The sequence below is a fragment of the Pseudomonas sp. GW821-FHT01A09 genome (genome assembly GCF_058986725.1).
In genome coordinates this window covers 181,729-199,676 of sequence record NZ_JBYSWB010000005.1, presented here as the reverse complement: position 1 = coordinate 199,676, position 17,948 = coordinate 181,729, and the positions used below count along the sequence as shown (strand labels likewise).

Sequence of the window (17,948 nt, the reverse complement as noted above, 5' to 3'; positions counted from 1 at the left end):
TGCGCTCCGGCGCTAGCCCCACCGCATTACCGCCAACAGCCACACCAGGGACAGCACAGAGGCGACCCAGGTGCTCCAGTCGGTGACGCCGATCACCAGCAAATGCAGGTAGGCGCTGCCGAGAAGACCAATGAACAAACGATCGCCGCGAGTGGTGACGATCGGCAGGAATCCGCGCCGGGCGATGTTCGGCACCCGCAGTTCGTACGCCGTCATCAGCGTCAGCAAGACCCCGATCGCGATAAAAAAGGCCGCGGTGGGCCAGGTCCAGGCCATCCATTCCATAGCGCTTACCCCCTCAGACCCGACCCAGGGCGAAGCCCTTGGCCACGTGGTTGCGGACGAACCAGATCACCAGCATGCCGGGCAGGATGGTCAACACCCCGGCGGCCGCCAGCACCCCCCAGTCGATACCCGAGGCCGACACCGTGCGGGTCATCACCGCTGCGATGGGCTTGGCGTTGACCGATGTCAGGGTGCGGGCCAGCAGCAGCTCGACCCAAGAGAACATGAAGCAGAAAAACGCCGTGACGCCGATGCCCGAGCCGATCAACGGGAGGAAGATCTTGCTGAAGAATTTCACGAAGCTGTAGCCATCGATGTAGGCGGTTTCGTCGATCTCCTTGGGCACCCCGGACATGAAGCCTTCGAGAATCCACACCGCCAGCGGCACATTGAACAAGCAATGCGCCAGTGCCACCGCGATGGGCGTATCGAACAGGCCGATGGACGAATACAGCTGGAAGAACGGCAACAGAAACACTGCCGGTGGCGCCATGCGATTGGTCAGCAGCCAGAAGAACAGGTGCTTGTCACCGAGAAACCGATAGCGCGAAAACGCATAGGCGGCCGGCAGTGCCACCGTCAGCGAAATCACCGTGTTGAGGCTTACGTAATACAGCGAATTGAGGTAGCCGTTGTACCAACTTGGGTCGGTGAAGATCACCCGGTAGTTGGCCCAGGTGAAATCCTGCGGCCACAGCGTCAGGCTGCCGAGGATTTCGGTATTGCTCTTGAACGACATGTTCAGCAACCAGTAGATAGGCACCAGCAGGAACAGGATGTACAGCAACAGCGGCACGCGTTTGCGCAGGCTCATGGCGATACCTCAGCGATTGCCATCGTCGTGGGTCATGGCGGTGTAGAACAGCCATGACACCAACAGGATGATCAGGAAATAGATCAGCGAGAACGCCGCCGCCGGGCCCAGATCGAACTGGCCCACGGCCATTTGCGTGAGGGTCTGGCTGAGGAAGGTGGTGGCATTGCCGGGCCCGCCGCCGGTGAGCACGAACGGCTCGGTGTAGATCATGAAGCTGTCCATGAAGCGCAGCATCACCGCGATCAACAGCACGCTCTTGAGCTTGGGCAGCTGGATGAACCGAAACACCGCCCAGGCCGAAGCGCGGTCGATACGCGCCGCCTGGTAATACACGTCGGGGATCGCCCGCAGCCCGGAGTAGCACAGCAGCGCCACCAGCGATGTCCAGTGCCAGACATCCATCACCAGCACCGTCACCCAGGCATCCAGGGTGTTGCCGGCGTAGTTGTAACTGATGCCCAGGTGATTGAGGCTCCAACCCAGCAGGCCGATATCACCGCGGCCGAAAATCTGCCAGATGGTGCCGACCACATTCCATGGGATCAGCAACGGAATGGCCATGACGATCAGGCACAGCGAGGCCCAGCGGCCCTTGCCCGGCATGGTCAGGGCGATACCGATGCCCAGCGGGATCTCGATCGCCAGCACACAGGCGGAGTAGATGAACTGACGCAGCAGCGAGTCGTGCAGACGCGGATCCTGCAGCACCTGGCGATACCAGTCGGCGCCGACGAAGTAGCGGCTGGACTGGTCGAAGATATCCTGCAGCGAATAGTTGACCACGGTCATCATCGGGATGATCGCGCTGAACGCCACCAGGGCGAACACCGGCAGCACCAGCCACCAGGCTTTGTTGTTCTGGACCTTGTTCACAGATGTGCCTCCACCAGGATGTCGTCTGCATAGAGCATCAGCCAAGGCTCGGGAAAGCTGATGCCGATGGTGCCCTGGGGTACCTCGCGATCCTCGGGCAGGCGCACTTTGAGGTGCTGGCCGGCCAGGCTGAGGGTGAGGATCTTGTAGGTGCCCAGGTCTTCGAGATCGACCCGCTGGGCCGGCAGGGCTTCGTCACTGGGCGCGTCCCAGACGCGCACGAACTCCGGACGAATCCCCAGTTGCAGACGTTGGGGTGCCAGGGCTCGCACGCGCTGCAGCAGGGGTAGCGGCACGGCCTGGGAACAGTCGCCGAACACCAGCCGGTCGTCCACCAGGCGCACGTCGATCAGGTTCATGCCCGGGCTGCCGATGAAGTACCCGACGAAGGTGTGCCGTGGCCGCTCGAACAACTCGCGCGGGGTGCCGAACTGGACGATCTGACCGCCGTACATCACGGCGATCTTGTCGGCGAAGGTCGAGGCCTCGAGCTGGTCATGGGTGACGTAGACCATGGTGATATTGAACTGCTCGTGGATCTGCTTGAGCTTGCGCCGCAGTTTCCACTTCAGATGCGGGTCGATCACGGTCAGCGGCTCGTCGAAGAGAATCGCCGAGACGTCATCGCGCACCAGGCCACGGCCCATCGACACCTTTTGCTTTTCATCGGCGCTGAGGTTGCGCGCCTTCTTGTGCAGCAAGGTGCCCAGCTCGAGCACCTCGGCGATTTCCTCGACCTTGCTCCGCACGGCGGCGGCGGCCATGCCTTGATTGCGCAGCGGGAAGGCCAGGTTGTCGAACACCGTCATGGTGTCGTACACCACTGGGAACTGGAAGACCTGGGCGATGTTGCGCCGCTCGGGGGTCAGCTCGTTGACCACCTGGCCATCGAACAGCACCTGCCCTTCGGAGGGGCTGAGCAGCCCGGAAATGATATTGAGCAAGGTCGATTTGCCGCAGCCCGAGGGGCCCAACAGCGCATAGGCGCCACCCTGGGCCCAGATATGATCCATTTCGCGGATAGCATATTCGCCCTCGGCGCCATAGCGATGGGCCAGGTGTTGCAAGCGGATTTCAGCCATCAGCCAGCCCTCAGCGCGCGTTGACCGGGGGCCTGCAGCAGGCGCCCGGCAGGATCGAAGACAAACAGTTTGTGGGTGGGGATATAGATGCGCACCGGCGTATCGACGTCATGCTCATGCACGCCGGGCAAATGCAGCACCCACTGCAAGCCTTCACTACGCACATGCAGGAAGGTTTCCGAGCCGCTGATCTCGGCCAGCTCCACGGTCACTGCCAGTTCCAGATCATCGTCGTTCGAAGGCACCAGGCTGATGTGGCTGGGGCGCACGCCAAACTGGAAGTCGCCCTCGCCGAGCGGGCGCAGGTCAGCGTTGACGGCAAAATGCGCGAAGTTGGCGAAACTCACCTCACTGGCCTGGATGCGCCCAGGCAGCAGATTGATCGGTGGCTCGCAGAACAGCTCGGCTGCCAGCACGCTGCGTGGCTGGTGATAGACCTCGGAGGTCGGCCCGCTCTGGATCACCCGCCCCTCGTGCACCAGGGTCGTGGTGCCGCCCAGCGCCAGCGCCTCGTTGGGCTCAGTGGTGGCGTACACGGCGATGGTCTGGCGGGTGGCGAACAGCTGGCGCATTTCCTGACGCAGCTCTTCGCGCAGCTTGTAATCGAGGTTGACCAGCGGCTCGTCAAAGAGGATCAGCTCGGCATCCTTGACCAGCGCCCGGGCCATGGCGGTGCGCTGCTGCTGGCCGCCGGACAGCTCCAGCGGATAGCGCTTGAGGAAGGGCTCGATGCGCAGCATGCGCGCTGTCTGCTCGACCCGTGCGTGGATCTCCTCCTTCGCCATGCCGGCCTGGCGCAGTGGCGAGGCAATATTGTCGAAGACCGTGAGGGTCGGGTAATTGATGAACTGCTGATAGACCATCGACACGTTGCGCTTGCGCACCGAGGTATGGGTCACGTCCTTGTCGAACATGAGGATGCGGCCCGAGTCCGGCCTATCCAGCCCGGCCATCAGCCGCATCAGGCTGGTCTTGCCGGCCAGGGTGCGGCCCAGCAGAACGTTGAAGGAGCCAGGTTCGAAGCGCAGGGAGGCCTCGATGATATAGGGCACGCCTTCGTGGGCGCGGCTGACGCTTTCCAGCACTAGAGACATGACACGCCCTTGTTGTTGTTTTTGGGGTCGGTGCGCAGAGCTGTCTCAGAGATAGCGACAAACGTGCCATCGGCTGCGAACGCCGGACAAACGCTTACAAGTCACTAATTTATAAATAAATATTCAGTTACCGAAGTTGCCGAATGTTCGCTAGTGAACATAAATGAACGCTCAAGCCTGAACAATTGAACACTGCCAGCATTGACAATGAACAATCCTCGGCAACACTGCACTGACAAAAACAATAAAGGCTCAGGCCGGGACACCCCTTATGTCCGCTCCTCACCTCGCTGCACCTACCCACCTGCTGGTCGAACAATCCTGGCTGCGTTGTCGCGAATTTGGCTTGGAACACCAGAGCCCGCCGCGCTTCGACGTGCTCCAGAGCAGCGCCTTGCAAGATTGCCTGGCGCGTCACCACAACCTGCTGCAGGTCGCCCAGCCCCTGGCCCAGGCCAGCCTCGACAGCCGCCGTGGCCGCGGTCATTGCCTGATTCGCCTGGCGGACCCGCAGGCGCGGGTGCTCGCCAGCTGGGGCCAACTGCCGGTGCTCGATCAAGGCCGTGCCCAGGGTATGGTGCCGGGAGCCTGCTGGTCGGAGCGTGCGGCGGGCACCAATGCCCTGGGCACCGCGCTGGCCTGCGCCCAGGCGCTGCACATCGATCACGATCAGCATTACCTCAAGGCCAACCGCTTCATCAACGGCTCGGCAGCGCCGGTGCTGGATGCCGAACGCCGGGTGGTGGGCGTGCTGGATGTCTCCAGCGACAGCTACCTGCCCCCCGCACACACGCTGGGGTTGGTGCGGGTGCTGAGCCAGAGCATCGAGAATCGACTGATTCTCGACCGCCATGGGCCGGCCTGCTGGAAGCTGGTGTTCAACGCCGGCAGGGACAATCTCGACAGCCAGTGGGCCGGGCTGCTGATGTTCGACGAACGCGGCAGGGTGATAGCCGCCAACCGTCGCGCCGACAGCCTGCTAGGCCTGGACCCGGTGGGCGTGGCCCTGGAAACCCTGTTCAAGACCAGCCTCGCCGGCTTGTTCGAGCAAGCCGCGCAGCGCCCCTTCGCCCTGCAAGCGTTCGCACGCAACCGCTTCCATTGCCTGTTGCAAGCGCCGACTCAGGGTTACTGCGGCCCATCTCCTCAGCCAGCGCCGCTAGCGCCTGCGGGCGCCCCTGCCGCGCTCGACAAGCAGCTGAACCAGGCCGCGCGCTTGCTGGAAAAGAACATTCCGCTGCTTATCCAGGGGGAAACCGGGGTCGGCAAGGAGTACTTCGTCAAGGCGCTGCACCGCGCCAGCAGCCGCGCCGCGGGGCCCTTGGTGGCGGTCAACTGCGCGGCGATCCCGGCAGAACTGGTCGAGTCAGAGCTCTTCGGCTACGAGCGCGGCGCTTTTACCGGCGCCCACAGCAAGGGCAACCCGGGGCTGATTCGCAAGGCCGACCAGGGCGTGTTGTTTCTGGACGAGATCGGCGACATGCCACTGGCCACACAGGCGCGATTGCTGCGAGTGCTGCAGGAGCGCTGCATTCAGCCACTGGGCAGCGGCGACCCGATCGCGGTGGATATTCGCGTGGTGTGCGCCTCGCACCAGAACCTGCAGGCACTGATGGCCGCCGGACGCTTTCGCGAGGACCTGTATTACCGCATCAATGGCATGCGCCTGGTGCTGCCGCCGCTGCGCGACCGCCATGACAAGCGTGAGGTCATCGAGCAGATCTGGCGCGAATGCCGGGAGCCGCAGCAATCGGCGGTAATTCCCGAGACCGTGATGAGAGTACTGCTGGCCCATGCCTGGCCGGGGAATCTGCGCCAGTTGCATAACGTCATGCAGGTCGGGGCGGCGATGGCCCAGGACGGCCTGTTGGGACTGGAGGATCTGCCAGCGGATTTCGTCGAGCAAGCGCCAATGGTTCCGCTGCCGGTAGCGCAGCCGGTGAATGAGACCGATCTGGATGCCTTGCTGGAGGCGTATTCAGGCAATATTTCTCAGGTCGCCAGGCAACTGGGCTTGAGCCGCAACACGGTGTACAAGCGCCTGCGCGAGCGCCCGTGAACCCCTGTAGCGGGGGGGCTTGCCCCCGACAGGCGTGTCAGTCACATCAATGCGCCTGACACCCCGAGTCGGGGGCAAGCCCCCTCGCCACAGGATCGAGGTCAGTCGGCCAAGCGCCAGGTCGTGCCGCCCTTGCCGTCTTCCAGCACCACACCCAATGCCGTCAACTCGTCGCGGATACGGTCCGATTCAGCCCAGTTCTTGCCGGCACGGGCGGCCAGACGCGCCTCGATCAGCGCCTCGACCTGTGCGGCATCGACGCGTCCTTCGGCACCGGCCTTGAGGAAGTCCTCGGCGTCCATCTGCAGCACGCCCAGCACCCCCGCCAGCTCGCGCAGACGCGCTGCCAGCCCCGCTGCCGCCAGCTCGTCGCCTTCACGCAGACGGTTGATCTCGCGGACCATGTCAAACAGCACCGCACAGGCTTCCGGCGTACCGAAGTCGTCGTTCATGGCCTGGGTGAAGCGCTCGATGTACGCCTGCCCGCCCACTGGCTCGACCCGGGGCAAGCCGCGCAGCGCATGGTAGAAACGCTCCAGGGCGCCTTTGGATTCCTTCAGGCTGTCCTCGGAATAGTTGATCGAACTGCGGTAGTGGCTCGATACCAGCAGGTAGCGCACCACTTCCGGGTGGTACTTTTCCAGCACGTCGCGGATGGTGAAGAAGTTGTTCAACGACTTGGACATCTTCTCGCCGTTGATACGGATCATCCCGCAATGCATCCAGGCGTTGGCGTACGGCTTGCCGGTGGCCGCCTCGCTCTGGGCGATCTCGTTCTCGTGGTGCGGGAATTCCAGGTCGTTGCCGCCGCCGTGGATGTCGAAAGTGTCACCCAGGCAGCAGGTGGACATCACCGAGCATTCGATATGCCAGCCCGGACGGCCCGGGCCCCATGGCGATTGCCAGCTCGGCTCGCCAGGCTTGACGCCTTTCCAGAGGACGAAATCCAGCGGATCGTGCTTGGCCTCGTCGACCTCGATACGCGCACCGATGCGCAGGTCTTCGATCTTCTTGCGCGACAGCTTGCCGTAACCAGCGAACTTGCCGACGCGGTAATAGACGTCGCCATTGCCCGGAGCATAGGCGTAGTCCTTGTCGATCAGGGTCTGGATCATCGCGTGCATGCCGGCGATATGGTCGGTGGCACGGGGCTCCAGGTCCGGGGGCAGAATGTTCAGGCGCGCTTCGTCCTCGTGCATCGCATCGATCATGCGTGCGGTCAGGGCGTCGAACGATTCGCCGTTGTCCCGGGCGCGATTGATGATCTTGTCATCGATGTCGGTGATGTTGCGCACGTACGTCAGGTCGTAGCCGCTGAAACGCAGCCAGCGGGTGACCAGGTCGAAGGCGACCATGCTGCGACCGTGGCCCAGGTGGCAGAAGTCGTAAACGGTCATGCCGCACACGTACATCCGCACCTTGTTGCCATCCAGCGGTTTGAAGACTTCTTTGCTCTTGGTGAGCGTGTTGTAAATGGTCAGCACGACGAATCCTTAGCTCTGGCCCCACGAATCACGCAGGGTAACGGTACGGTTGAATACCGGACGACCGGGTTGCGAGTCTTTCAGGTCGGCACAGAAATAACCTTCACGCTCGAACTGGAAGCGGTCTTCCGGCGCGGCCTGGGCCAGCGACGGCTCGGCGCGACAACCGCTGAGCACCAGCAGGGATTCGGGGTTGATGTTGTCCAGGAAGGTCTGGCCTTCGGCGGCCTTCTCCGGGTTCGGCGAGCGGAACAGGCGCTCGTACAGACGCACTTCGCACTCGACGCTGGCCGCGGCCGGCACCCAGTGGATCACGCCCTTGACCTTGCGGCCTTCGGGGTTCTTGCCCAGAGTGTCGGGATCATAAGAGCAGCGCAGCTCGACGATATTGCCGTCCGCGTCCTTGATGGCCTCGTCGGCGCGGATCACGTAGCTACCCCGCAGGCGCACTTCACCACCTGGTTCGAGGCGCTTGTAGCCCTTGGGCGGTGCTTCCATGAAGTCGTCGCGGTCGATGTAGATTTCCCGTTCGAAAGGCAACGCACGGACCCCCATGTCTTCCTTGGGGTGACGCGGCAACTCGAGGTTTTCGACCTCGCCTTCGGGGTAGTTGCTAATCACTACCTTGAGCGGACGCAGCACGCACATGGCGCGCGGGGCGTTACGGTCGAGGTCGTCACGGATGCTGAACTCGAGCATGGCGAAATCCACCACGCCGTCGGAGCGATTGGTGCCGATCATCTCGCAGAAGCTGCGAATCGCCTCGGGGGTGTAGCCACGACGACGGAAACCGCTGAGCGTGGACATGCGCGGATCGTCCCAACCGCTGACGTGCTTCTCGTCCACCAGCTGCTTGAGCTTGCGCTTGCTGGTCACGGTGTAGCTCAGGTTGAGACGCGAGAATTCGTACTGGCGCGGCTTGGACGGCACCGACAGGTTGTCGAGGAACCAGTCGTACAGCGGGCGATGGCCTTCGAACTCCAGGGTGCAGATCGAGTGGGTGATGCCTTCGATGGCATCCGACTGCCCGTGGGTGAAGTCATAGTTGGGGTAGATGCACCACTTGTCGCCGGTCTGGTGGTGATGGGCGTGGCGGATGCGGTACAGGATCGGGTCGCGCAGGTTCATGTTCGGCGAGGCCATGTCGATCTTGGCGCGCAGCACGCGGGCGCCGTCTTCGAATTCGCCGGCTTTCATGCGCGCGAACAGGTCCAGGCTCTCTTCGACCGAACGCTCGCGGAACGGGCTGTTCTTGCCCGGTTCGGTGAGGCTGCCGCGGTATTCGCGGGCCTGCTCGGGGGTGAGGTCGTCGACATAGGCCAGGCCGGCCTTGATCAGCTCCACCGCCCAGTCGTGCAACTGGTCGAAATACTGCGAGGCATAACGCTCTTCACCGGCCCACTGGAAACCCAGCCACTGGATATCGGCCTTGATGGAGTCGATGTACTCCTGGTCTTCCTTGGCCGGGTTGGTGTCGTCGAAGCGCAGGTTGCATTGACCGCCGAACTCCTGGGCAAGGCCGAAGTTCACGCAGATCGACTTGGCGTGGCCGATGTGCAGGTAGCCGTTGGGCTCGGGCGGAAAGCGCGTGACGATGCCGGTGTGCTTGCCCGAATCCAGGTCGGCCTGCACGATCGGGCGCAGGAAGTTGGTCGGTACGGCAGGGCCAGCCTTGGCGGCGGCGTTGGGAGCGGTGTCGGCAGTAGGCTTGCTCATGGGATCCTTGAACGATGCGAGTGCGCGGCCAGGGTAGGCCGGCCAAATCAAAGCCCGTATCATAGCCCAAGCGCTCCGGCGCCTGACAGGCCGCGGCCGACAATCTGACGCCTTATTGCGCGACAAGCTGAAAAAACCGCCGCCAAAAGCGTATCTCGAACGCTAGACTGCGCGTCAGCAGTACTGAATTCTTCAACAAGAGCGAATTTCCCCATGACTCAAGTCAAGCTGAACACCAACCACGGCGCCATCGTTATCGAGCTGGATACCGAAAAAGCTCCGATCACCACCGCCAACTTCATCGAATACGTGAAGGCCGGTCACTACAGCAACACCGTGTTCCACCGCGTCATCGGCAACTTCATGATCCAGGGCGGCGGTTTCGAGCCTGGCATGCAGGAAAAGAAAGACAAGCGCCCGAGCATCCAGAACGAAGCCGACAACGGCCTGAGCAACAACAAGTACACCGTCGCCATGGCCCGTACCATGGAGCCGCATTCGGCTTCGGCGCAGTTCTTCATCAACGTTGCCGACAACAGCTTCCTCAACCACACCGCCAAGACCACCCAGGGCTGGGGTTATGCGGTGTTCGGTAAAGTCACCGAAGGCACCGACGTGGTCGACGCCATCAAAGGCGTGAAAACCGCTGGCAAAGCTGGCCACCAGGACGTGCCGGTCGAAGACGTCATCATCGAAAGCGCCGAGATCGTTGAGTGATACTGCTGATCTCCGATCTGCACCTGCAAGAAGAACGCCCGGACATCACCCGGGCGTTTCTTGACTTCCTCGCTGGCCACGCGCGCGCGGCCAGCGCGTTGTATATCCTCGGCGACTTTTTCGAAGCCTGGATCGGCGACGACGCCATGACGCCCTATCAACGGTCCATCTGTGCCGCACTGCGGTCGCTGGCCGATAGCGGCGTGGCCATTTTCCTCATGCACGGCAACCGCGACTTTCTGCTGGGCAAGGCGTTCTGCAAGGCGGCGGGCTGCACGCTGCTGGACGACCCGACCCGGGTCGACTTCTATGGCCTGCCGGTGCTGTTGATGCACGGCGACAGCCTGTGCACCCGCGACGAGGCCTATATGCGCCTGCGCCGCTATTTGCGCCATCCCATCACCCTGTGGGTGTTACGCCACCTGCCGCTGAGCACCCGCCATAAGCTGGCGCGCAAGCTGCGTAGCGAAAGCAAGGCGCAGACACGCATGAAAGCCAATGACATCGTCGATGTCACCCCTGAAGAAGTGCCGCGGATCATGCAGCAATACGGTGTCGACACGCTGATTCACGGCCACACCCACCGTCCGGCGATTCACAAGCTGACGGTGGCCGAACAGCCCGCCCGGCGCATCGTGCTGGGGGACTGGGATTGGCAAGGTTGGGCGTTGCAGATCGACGAGCAAGGCTATTCGCTGGCGGCCTTCGACTTCACCGAAGACGGGTCCGGCGGTGACAGGCTGGGCGTCGGCAATACCGAAATGCGCAACGGCTGAAAGATCCGCTGCAGGTCGCCGTTGTCATGCAGCTGGCGGAAATACCCGCGCAAGGCTTCGGCACTGATCGGTGCGCCCGGGCGCAGGATCGCATAGTGGTGATACACCTGATCGACTCGCTCGGACATCATCAGCTTGTCCGCTGCCTCGGGGTTATGCGCCAGGTAGTCGCTCAGGTATGAGCGGGTGATCGGTGCGATGTCGGCGCGATCACGCAGCACCATCTGCAGATTGCTGTCATGGGAATAGGTCAGCGTGGCGTCGAAATGGCTGGCCAGCCAGGCAGGGTCGGCATCGAAGCCGGCAAAGGCGTAATGGTAACCGCTGAACAGCGCCAGGCGCTTGCCGTCCAGGCTGTCGAAATACGCCTGGCCACGGCCGTTTTTGCGCAGCGCCACGAAGACTTCGGCATCTTCCAGACCCAGGTCGACACTGACGTGGTCAATCTCCTGCCAGCCCCATTGGGGATTCTCGAAGATGGCCAGGTCGATGCGCCCCTGCTTCAAATCCTGAAAGCGCCGCGGCAAGGCGGTCGGCACCACGACGAAACGGTAGGCGCTCTGCAGTTGATTGAGCGCGGCCACCAGTTCCGGCAGCAAGCCGGTGTCGGAGCCCTTCTCCGGGCGCACGGTATAAGGCGGAAAATGCGCGGCGCCGATACGCACCTCTTGCTGCGCCACGGCGGGCAGATTGAAGAGAGTCGCCGACAACCAGAACAGCGCAACTTGGGCGACACGCAGGGGGTTGAGCTGCACGGGAAAAACCTGGGACTAGAGTGAGGGCACTAAATCTAGACGTTTTTCTGACGCCAGACAATATCAAAACGCCATACAGCAGGCGTTTACCAAGCACTGTAGCAGTTGTTTGACGGACGGCCGCCGGAATCCATTACGCCTCGCGCGAGTACCAGCACCTTCACCGCCGCAGGCATTCGCCACGCGCCGCAGGGAACTGCCGCCCTGGGCTAGGCTCTACGCTCAAGCAAGCCTTATGATCCATCAGCCCCCGACTTGGAGTGTGCCATGCCGTACTGGCTGGTTATCGATCTGGAAGCCACCACCGATGAAGGAGGCTGGCCGGTCGCCGAAATGGAAATCATCGAGTTGGGTGCCAGCCTGGTCAACCGTGACGGCCGCGAACTGGATCATTTCCAGCGTTTCGTGAAACCCCAGCGAAGGCCGCATCTGACCAGCTTCTGCCGCGAATTGACGCATATCTCCCAAGCCAATATCGATTCGGCGGCCACCCTGCAAGAGGTCTGGCCGGCGTTCGAGCGCTGGTTGCAACGCTTCGCCGGCGAGATCGAAGCCTGGGTGAGCTGGGGTGATTACGACCGCCAGCAATTGCTGCTGGCCTGGCAGCAGCACGGCATCGACAGCCTGCTGGCCGCTGTCGCCCATATCAACCTCAAGCAACGCTTCGCCAAGGCCCGCAAACTGCAGCGGCCCACGGGCCTCAACGCCGCATTGCAGCTGGCCGGGCTGCACTTCAACGGCCAGCAGCATCGCGCCCTGGAAGATGCCCGCAACACCGCCCGACTGGTGCCGCTGGCGCTGCCGGACCTGTTCAAAAGCGGATGACGGCCCCCGTTGCGTTGGGCATACTGGCCACCCTTTTTCGCCCCTCTATCCGGAGATGCCCCCATGTTCAAAGTCAACGAATACTTCGATGGCACCGTGAAATCGATCGCTTTCGGTACCGCTGAGGGTCCGGCCACTGTTGGCGTGATGGCTCCTGGTGAATACGAATTCGGTACCGCTCAGCGGGAAATCATGCACGTGGTGTCCGGCGCCCTGACCGTCCTGCTGCCCGAGGGCAACGACTGGGAAGTGTTCGAGGCCGGCAGCAAGTTCAACGTCCCTGCCAACAGCAAGTTCAAGCTCAAAGTGGCCGTCGATACCGCTTATCTGTGTGAATATCGCGACTGATCCACTGCGGCGACCGGCCCCTTCGCGGGCAAGCCTCGCTCCCACCGGTTTACCACGCGGGGCAGCTCGCTCTGTGGGAGCAACGCTTGCGCGCGAAGCGGTCGTCAGCCTCCCTGAACGTTCCCCGCCGTAAACTGCAACGCCGCCAACCGCGCGTACAGCTCGCTGCTGTCCAGCAGTTGCCGATGAGTTCCCACCGCCACTAGCCGCCCCCGATCGATCACCGCAATGCGGTCCGCATTCTGTACCGTGGCCAGCCGATGGGCGATCACCAAAGTGGTACGGCCCTGCATCAACGTGGGCAGAGCCTGCTGAATCAGGTACTCGCTCTGCGCGTCCAGGGCGCTGGTGGCTTCATCGAGCAACAGGATCGGCGCATCCACCAACAACGCCCGAGCAATCGCCAAACGCTGCCGCTGGCCGCCCGACAACCCCTGCCCGCCCTCGCCCAACAGCGTCTGATAGCCCTGGGGCAAGTCCTCGATGAATTCATGGGCATGAGCCGCGCGCGCCGCTTGCTGGATCTGCGCCAACGAAGCGGCGCCCTGGCCGTAGCGGATGTTTTCCTCCACCGTGCCGACGAACAGCGCCGGGTTCTGCGACACCAGAGCGAAGTGGCGGCGCAGGTCCTGCGGATCGAGCGCCGGCAGCGGTATGCCCTCGATCAGCAATTGCCCTCGCTGCGGATCGTAGAAGCGCAGCAGCAGGTCGAACAAGGTCGACTTGCCCGCGCCTGAAGGCCCGACCAGCGCCAAGGTCTCACCCGCCTGCACGCTCAGGCTGATGCCATCCACCGCAGGCTTGTCGAGCCGGGTCGGATAGGCAAAGTGCACGTCTTGCAACTCCAGCCGGCCGCTGACCCGTGGCGGCAGCTGCTGCAGGCCGCTGGCGGGGGCATGGATCTCGTTGCGTGCCTGCAGCAGCTCACCGATGCGCTCGGCGGCACCGGCGGCGCGCTGCAGTTCGCCGATCACCTCGCTGAGGGTGCCGAACGCGGTGCCGACGATCAGGCTGTAGAACACGAACGCCGCCAGCTCGCCACCGCTGATGCGTCCGGCCATGACGTCCATGCCGCCGACCCAGAGCATCACCGCCACCGCCCCCAGCACCAGCACGATCACCAGGGTGATCAACCACGAGCGCTGGAGGATACGTTTGACCGCGGTATCGAAGGCGCCTTCCACCGTCGCGGCGAAGCGCTCGCGGTCCAGCGCCTGGTGGTTGTAGGCCTGCACGGTCTTGATCTGACCCAGGGTTTCGGCGACGTAGCTGCCGACATCGGCGATACGATCCTGGCTCTGGCGCGACAACCCGCGCACCCGGCGACCGAAAATCAGGATCGGCGCCAGCACCAGCGGCAAGGCGATGACCACGATGCTGGTGAGCTTTGGATTGGTGATGAACAACAGGACGATGCCGCCGATGACCATCAAGGCGTTGCGCAGGAACAGCGACAGCGATGAGCCGATCACCGATTGCAGCAAGGTAGTGTCGGCGGTCAGGCGTGACTGGATTTCCGAACTGCGGGCGTTTTCATAGAACCCCGGGTGCAGATCGATCAGGTGATCGAACACCCGGCGGCGCAAGTCGGCGACTACCCGCTCGCCGATCCACGACACCAGATAGAAGCGGGTAAAGGTCCCGACCGCCAGGGCCAGCACCAGCAGCAGGAAGACTTCGATCGCATGACCGAGGCGCTCCGGCGAACCGGTGACGAAGCCCTGATCGACCAGCAGGCGCACGCCCTGGCCCATGGACAGGGCAATGGCGGCGGTGACGATCAGAGCGATCAAGGCGCCCACGCTCTGCCAGCGGTAAGGCCGCACAAAGGCCAGGGTGAGGCGCAGAGCGCGGCGATGTCGGGAAGTCAGTAAGGTCATGGCCACGCCGTTGCACAGGTTCGGGCGGCCAGCCTACACCTTGTCGCAAGGTTTGCGACAGCTGCGCCCCGCCGGAACTTCGCCCGCCATGGTCAGTCAGCTAAAACAGGACAGCCAGAATGACGGGTCATTCGCGGGCAGAACCCGGCAACGCTCTACGTCGCCGCCCGCAGGGCTGTACCCGGCCCCAGTACAGAACGTGCCAGCGTCGGTGACCGGTGTAATGCCACGGTCATGACAGGGTCTTACGCTACGCGCAACCTGATGAGGAGAGACACTATGAGCCTGCAATCGCAACCGAGCGAAACGCTGCCAGTCAAACGCGTTCAGCCACACCAAGCCGTCGGGGGCTCGATCATCGATGCCCAGGGCCGCGAAGTACCGATCACTGAAGACATGATCCAGGCGGCCTGCCGCGAACTGGAAAAACGTCTGGTGGCGCCCAGGAAGTGAATATTCACAAGCACCTCGATAACAAGAATTCCTGAACCCGGCGCCCTTGCCGGGTTTTTTCTGCCCCCCGACCGACCCGACAACCTGTAGCGAGGGGGCTTGCCCCCGAAGGGCGCCAACCTGTGAAATTACCCTGGCGGGAGCATTTTCGGGGGCGAGCCCCCTCGCTACAGGGTTGCGTCAGGCCAGTTGAATGCCCAGAGCATGCATCTGTTGACGCAGCAGCGGCGCCTCGCCCTCGATACGCACCTTGAGCGCATCGATCTCGCGCCGTGGCGGGTAGTGCTTGCGCAGCGCATCGAACGCCGCTCGCTGTACCGCATCGTCTTCGTCGAGGCTGCGGCGAAAGTCCGCATCGTCACGGCGCGGGTCGTACACCGCGCGGCAGACCATGGCAAGCGCCCACGCCGGGTCGCTGTCGGCATGCAGCTCCAGACCCGCCAGCCAGGCGTTGGGCAGAAAATCCGCCAGACGCAGTGCCGGCGCCTGCGCCTGCCAGGCGCAAAACGCCTGATAGATCTGCTCGGTGCCGCGCTGCCGACCGTCAAGGCTGTAGCCGGCGATATGCGGGGTAGCCAGCACGCAGAGATCGGCCAGGGCCAGGTCGACACTGGGTTCGTGTTCCCAGACGTCGAGCACCGCCTGCACGTCGTCGCGCTCGCTGAGCAACGCCCGCAGTGCCAGGTTATCGACGATCGGGCCACGGGCGGCGTTGATCAGCCAGGCGCCAGGGCGCAGGCGCGCCAGGCGCTCGGCGTCGAGCAAATGCCAGGTGGGCGCCGATCCGCTGCGGGTCAATGGCGTATGCAGACTGATGACGTCGCATTCAGCGAGGATCTCGTCGAGGCTGACATGCACCTCTCCCGCCGCCGGCTCGCGCAGCGGATCGCACACACGCACGTCCCAGCCGAGGCCACGCAAGGCATCGATCAAACGCCCGCCGACCTGCCCGGCACCGACCACGCCGTAGGTCCGGCGGCTGAGGTCGACGCCATCGAGATCGGCCAGGGTGCACAGGCTGCTCAGCACGTAATCCACTACCCCACGGGCGTTGCAGCCCGGGGCGCTGGACCACTGGATGCCATGCTGGTTGAAGTATTCGAGGTCGAGGTGATCGGTACCGATGGTGCAAGTGCCGACGAACTTCACCGGGCTGCCGGCGAGCATGTCGCGGGTGACCTTGGTGACCGAACGCACCAGCAGCACATCGGCTTCGGCCACGGCCGCGCTATCGATGCTGCGCCCCGGCAAGCGGCGTATCTCCCCCGCGCCCTGGAAGAACTCGGTCAGCAGGGGGATGTTTTCGTCGGCTACGATCAGCATGGCAGGCTCCTTGGGCGGAGCCGCAGTTTAGGCGTTCGAGCGCCGTGTAGCGAGGGGAGCGTGCATCAACCGTTGTTCTTGCGAATCCAGTACAGATAGGTACCGCCCGCTTCTTCCTGATGCACCAGCTGGTGATCCAGAAACACGCAGAACTTGGGAATGTCGCGGCGCGTCGACGGATCGGTGGCGATAACCTTGAGCAGTCCACCGCCAGCCAGATCGCGGATGTGCTGGTGCAGCATCATCACCGGCTCAGGGCAGTTCAGACCGCTGGCATCGAGCACGGCGTCGACGGGGCTGGCGGCGGTAAAGGCTTGGGACATGGGCAACTCCTGAATCAAGGCTTTTTCGTATCGAGACGGCGCAGGTGGCACGTCACTTCTTCACGGTCGTGGTACAGCTGCTTGCAGCCGATGGCCACTTTGATGCCGCGGGCCTTGAAGCCTTCTGCGATGCGGTCGAGCAAGCGCCGCACCTCGGCATAGCGTTGTTTCATGGGCAACTTGAGATTGACCACGGCTTCGCGACAAAGTCCCTCGCCCAGCCAGGTTTCCAGCAAGGCGGCATTGCGCGCGGGTTTTTCGACGATGTCGCAGACCATCCAGTCTACCGGCGGCTTGGGCTTGTAGGTGAAGCCGTCGGTCATCAAGTGCTTCACCAGGCCGGTGTCCATCAGGCTTTCAGCCATCGGCCCGTTGTCGATGGCGGTGACCAGCATGCCGCGGCGCACCAATTGATAGGTCCAGCCGCCCGGCGCCGCGCCGAGGTCGACACCGGTCATGTCGCTGTGCAGGCGCTCGTCCCATTGGTCTCGCGGGATGAAATGGTGCCAGGCTTCTTCAAGTTTGAGGGTCGAGCGGCTCGGCGCCTCGCGCGGGAACTTCAAGCGCGGGATGCCCATGGGCCACATCGCCTGATTATCGGCCTCGGCCATGCCAACGAAGACCTCGCGGCCAGTCTTGAAGGTCAGCAGCAGGCGCGGCAGGGTCGGATCGTCCTGCAGGCGGCCGGCCTTGATCAGCGCCTTGCGCAGCGGCACCTCGAATTTGCGACAGAAAGTCGAAAGCTCCTTGCCATCGTTGGTATCGACGACTTCCAGCCACAGGCTGCCGAACACCGGATAATCGGCCAAGGTTGCCAGCAACACGCTGATGCGGTCGGTCTCCGGCAACTCGACGAAGCTGCCCCGGGCCCACTGGCGCAGGAAGATCAGCTCGGCAAAACGCAGTTGGCGCATCAACCGCGCGGGGCCCTCGGGCGAATGACAGATGAATTCGACACAGGCACTGGCCGGCTTCGCCTTGGCATAGCTCGGGACGTCCAGGCGAGCGGCGTGCTCGGCGATTTCCGAGCAGACTTCACCTTCGAAGCCCGGCCGACAGTGCATAAACAGCGTATTCATTGATCACTCCAGGGTGCCGTGGGCGCGGGCCGTTGGCCGGCATCAGGGTTTCATCCCGC

Annotated in this window: 17 protein-coding genes and 3 pseudogenes; 6 read left to right on the top strand and 14 right to left on the bottom strand. The window is 63.2% G+C overall.

The genetic code is table 11. The features are described 5' to 3' along the window. Positions 1 to 12: 12 nt before the first annotated feature. From AC3WJP_RS08650 to AC3WJP_RS08620, 7 genes and pseudogenes are all read right to left on the bottom strand, one after another. Complete coding sequence (locus AC3WJP_RS08650) at positions 13 to 285, bottom strand: DUF2160 domain-containing protein (protein WP_493721062.1); 273 nt, start codon at positions 283 to 285, stop codon at positions 13 to 15. Positions 286 to 298: 13 nt separating this feature from the next. Beyond that, a complete protein-coding gene (locus AC3WJP_RS08645) occupies positions 299 to 1,099 on the bottom strand; it encodes a carbohydrate ABC transporter permease (RefSeq protein WP_493721061.1) in 801 nt (266 codons plus the stop codon). Between the two features lie 9 nt (positions 1,100 to 1,108). Next, positions 1,109 to 1,975 (bottom strand): carbohydrate ABC transporter permease, encoded by an 867-nt coding sequence (locus AC3WJP_RS08640; protein ID WP_493721060.1) that lies wholly within the window; start codon positions 1,973 to 1,975, stop codon positions 1,109 to 1,111. Continuing rightward, positions 1,972 to 2,223: pseudogene (locus AC3WJP_RS08635) on the bottom strand (TOBE domain-containing protein); the annotation flags it as partial. The gene AC3WJP_RS08640 and the pseudogene AC3WJP_RS08635, both read right to left, overlap by 4 nt. Before the next feature lie 36 nt (positions 2,224 to 2,259). Then, a pseudogene (locus AC3WJP_RS08630) lies at positions 2,260 to 2,334 on the bottom strand (hypothetical protein); the annotation flags it as partial. Further along, positions 2,313 to 3,057: pseudogene (locus AC3WJP_RS08625) on the bottom strand (ABC transporter ATP-binding protein); the annotation flags it as partial. The pseudogenes AC3WJP_RS08625 and AC3WJP_RS08630, both read right to left, overlap by 22 nt. Continuing rightward, a complete protein-coding gene (locus tag AC3WJP_RS08620) occupies positions 3,057 to 4,151 on the bottom strand; it encodes an ABC transporter ATP-binding protein (RefSeq protein ID WP_493721059.1) in 1,095 nt (364 codons plus the stop codon). The pseudogene AC3WJP_RS08625 and the gene AC3WJP_RS08620, both read right to left, overlap by 1 nt. Positions 4,152 to 4,422: 271 nt before the next feature. Between AC3WJP_RS08620 and AC3WJP_RS08615 the strand changes: the two genes are divergently transcribed. Then, the gene (locus AC3WJP_RS08615; protein WP_493721058.1) at positions 4,423 to 6,210 is read left to right on the top strand and encodes a sigma-54-dependent Fis family transcriptional regulator; all 1,788 of its coding nucleotides are present in this window, start codon (positions 4,423 to 4,425) and stop codon (positions 6,208 to 6,210) included. Between the two features lie 101 nt (positions 6,211 to 6,311). On the opposite strand, the gene cysS is transcribed toward AC3WJP_RS08615, so the two are convergent. Beyond that, positions 6,312 to 7,694: a cysteine--tRNA ligase gene (gene cysS, locus AC3WJP_RS08610; RefSeq protein WP_493721057.1), complete on the bottom strand. Its 1,383-nt coding sequence runs from the start codon at positions 7,692 to 7,694 to the stop codon at positions 6,312 to 6,314. Positions 7,695 to 7,703: 9 nt separating this feature from the next. Next, the gene (locus AC3WJP_RS08605; protein ID WP_493721056.1) at positions 7,704 to 9,410 is read right to left on the bottom strand and encodes a glutamine--tRNA ligase/YqeY domain fusion protein; all 1,707 of its coding nucleotides are present in this window, start codon (positions 9,408 to 9,410) and stop codon (positions 7,704 to 7,706) included. A gap of 213 nt (positions 9,411 to 9,623) precedes the next feature. Here AC3WJP_RS08605 and AC3WJP_RS08600 point away from each other — a divergent pair, with 213 nt between their 5' ends. Both AC3WJP_RS08600 and lpxH read left to right on the top strand, forming a co-directional pair. Further along, positions 9,624 to 10,127 carry a peptidylprolyl isomerase gene (locus AC3WJP_RS08600; protein WP_493721055.1) on the top strand — a complete coding sequence of 168 codons (504 nt, stop codon included), beginning with the start codon at positions 9,624 to 9,626 and terminating at the stop codon, positions 10,125 to 10,127. Further along, positions 10,124 to 10,903 carry a UDP-2,3-diacylglucosamine diphosphatase gene (lpxH, locus tag AC3WJP_RS08595; RefSeq protein ID WP_493721054.1) on the top strand — a complete coding sequence of 260 codons (780 nt, stop codon included), beginning with the start codon at positions 10,124 to 10,126 and terminating at the stop codon, positions 10,901 to 10,903. The genes AC3WJP_RS08600 and lpxH overlap by 4 nt, the downstream gene beginning before the upstream one ends. Here the strand turns inward: lpxH and AC3WJP_RS08590 are convergent. Next, positions 10,816 to 11,658, bottom strand: coding sequence for a substrate-binding periplasmic protein (locus tag AC3WJP_RS08590; RefSeq protein ID WP_493721053.1), 843 nt, complete (start codon positions 11,656 to 11,658; stop codon positions 10,816 to 10,818). The two genes, lpxH and AC3WJP_RS08590, sit on opposite strands and share 88 nt — an antisense overlap. Before the next feature lie 267 nt (positions 11,659 to 11,925). Between AC3WJP_RS08590 and AC3WJP_RS08585 the strand changes: the two genes are divergently transcribed. Both AC3WJP_RS08585 and ppnP read left to right on the top strand, forming a co-directional pair. Continuing rightward, positions 11,926 to 12,483 (top strand): 3'-5' exonuclease, encoded by a 558-nt coding sequence (locus AC3WJP_RS08585; protein WP_493721052.1) that lies wholly within the window; start codon positions 11,926 to 11,928, stop codon positions 12,481 to 12,483. A gap of 63 nt (positions 12,484 to 12,546) precedes the next feature. Beyond that, on the top strand, positions 12,547 to 12,831 hold the full coding sequence (gene ppnP / locus AC3WJP_RS08580) for a pyrimidine/purine nucleoside phosphorylase (RefSeq protein ID WP_493721051.1): 285 nt from the start codon (positions 12,547 to 12,549) through the stop codon (positions 12,829 to 12,831). Between the two features lie 104 nt (positions 12,832 to 12,935). Here the strand turns inward: ppnP and AC3WJP_RS08575 are convergent, their stop codons facing one another. After that, positions 12,936 to 14,711, bottom strand: coding sequence for an ABC transporter transmembrane domain-containing protein (locus tag AC3WJP_RS08575; RefSeq protein ID WP_493721050.1), 1,776 nt, complete (start codon positions 14,709 to 14,711; stop codon positions 12,936 to 12,938). 279 nt (positions 14,712 to 14,990) lie between these two features. On the opposite strand from AC3WJP_RS08575, the gene AC3WJP_RS08570 reads away from it, so the two are divergent. Then, positions 14,991 to 15,164, top strand: coding sequence for a PA1571 family protein (locus AC3WJP_RS08570; protein WP_493721049.1), 174 nt, complete (start codon positions 14,991 to 14,993; stop codon positions 15,162 to 15,164). 180 nt (positions 15,165 to 15,344) lie between these two features. Here the strand turns inward: AC3WJP_RS08570 and pdxB are convergent, their stop codons facing one another. The 3 genes from pdxB to rlmM form a co-directional block, all read right to left on the bottom strand. Continuing rightward, positions 15,345 to 16,487, bottom strand: a complete 1,143-nt coding sequence (pdxB, locus tag AC3WJP_RS08565) for a 4-phosphoerythronate dehydrogenase PdxB (protein WP_493721048.1) — start codon at positions 16,485 to 16,487, stop codon at positions 15,345 to 15,347. A gap of 65 nt (positions 16,488 to 16,552) precedes the next feature. Next, complete coding sequence (tusA, locus tag AC3WJP_RS08560) at positions 16,553 to 16,810, bottom strand: sulfurtransferase TusA (protein ID WP_493721047.1); 258 nt, start codon at positions 16,808 to 16,810, stop codon at positions 16,553 to 16,555. 14 nt (positions 16,811 to 16,824) lie between these two features. Next, on the bottom strand, positions 16,825 to 17,889 hold the full coding sequence (gene rlmM, locus AC3WJP_RS08555; RefSeq protein ID WP_493721046.1) for a 23S rRNA (cytidine(2498)-2'-O)-methyltransferase RlmM: 1,065 nt from the start codon (positions 17,887 to 17,889) through the stop codon (positions 16,825 to 16,827). Between the last annotated feature and the right edge of the window lie 59 nt (positions 17,890 to 17,948).

Coding starts and splice junctions, on each gene's coding strand:
- AC3WJP_RS08620 (WP_493721059.1), bottom strand. CDS start 4,151: ATGTCTCTAGTGCTGGAAAGCGTCAGCCGCGCCCACGAAGGCGTGCCC.
- AC3WJP_RS08575 (WP_493721050.1), bottom strand. CDS start 14,711: ATGACCTTACTGACTTCCCGACATCGCCGCGCTCTGCGCCTCACCCTG.
- ppnP (WP_493721051.1), top strand. CDS start 12,547: ATGTTCAAAGTCAACGAATACTTCGATGGCACCGTGAAATCGATCGCT.
- pdxB (WP_493721048.1), bottom strand. CDS start 16,487: ATGCTGATCGTAGCCGACGAAAACATCCCCCTGCTGACCGAGTTCTTC.
- AC3WJP_RS08570 (WP_493721049.1), top strand. CDS start 14,991: ATGAGCCTGCAATCGCAACCGAGCGAAACGCTGCCAGTCAAACGCGTT.
- AC3WJP_RS08615 (WP_493721058.1), top strand. CDS start 4,423: ATGTCCGCTCCTCACCTCGCTGCACCTACCCACCTGCTGGTCGAACAA.
- AC3WJP_RS08645 (WP_493721061.1), bottom strand. CDS start 1,099: ATGAGCCTGCGCAAACGCGTGCCGCTGTTGCTGTACATCCTGTTCCTG.
- AC3WJP_RS08650 (WP_493721062.1), bottom strand. CDS start 285: ATGGAATGGATGGCCTGGACCTGGCCCACCGCGGCCTTTTTTATCGCG.
- AC3WJP_RS08605 (WP_493721056.1), bottom strand. CDS start 9,410: ATGAGCAAGCCTACTGCCGACACCGCTCCCAACGCCGCCGCCAAGGCT.
- tusA (WP_493721047.1), bottom strand. CDS start 16,810: ATGTCCCAAGCCTTTACCGCCGCCAGCCCCGTCGACGCCGTGCTCGAT.
- AC3WJP_RS08600 (WP_493721055.1), top strand. CDS start 9,624: ATGACTCAAGTCAAGCTGAACACCAACCACGGCGCCATCGTTATCGAG.
- AC3WJP_RS08585 (WP_493721052.1), top strand. CDS start 11,926: ATGCCGTACTGGCTGGTTATCGATCTGGAAGCCACCACCGATGAAGGA.
- rlmM (WP_493721046.1), bottom strand. CDS start 17,889: ATGAATACGCTGTTTATGCACTGTCGGCCGGGCTTCGAAGGTGAAGTC.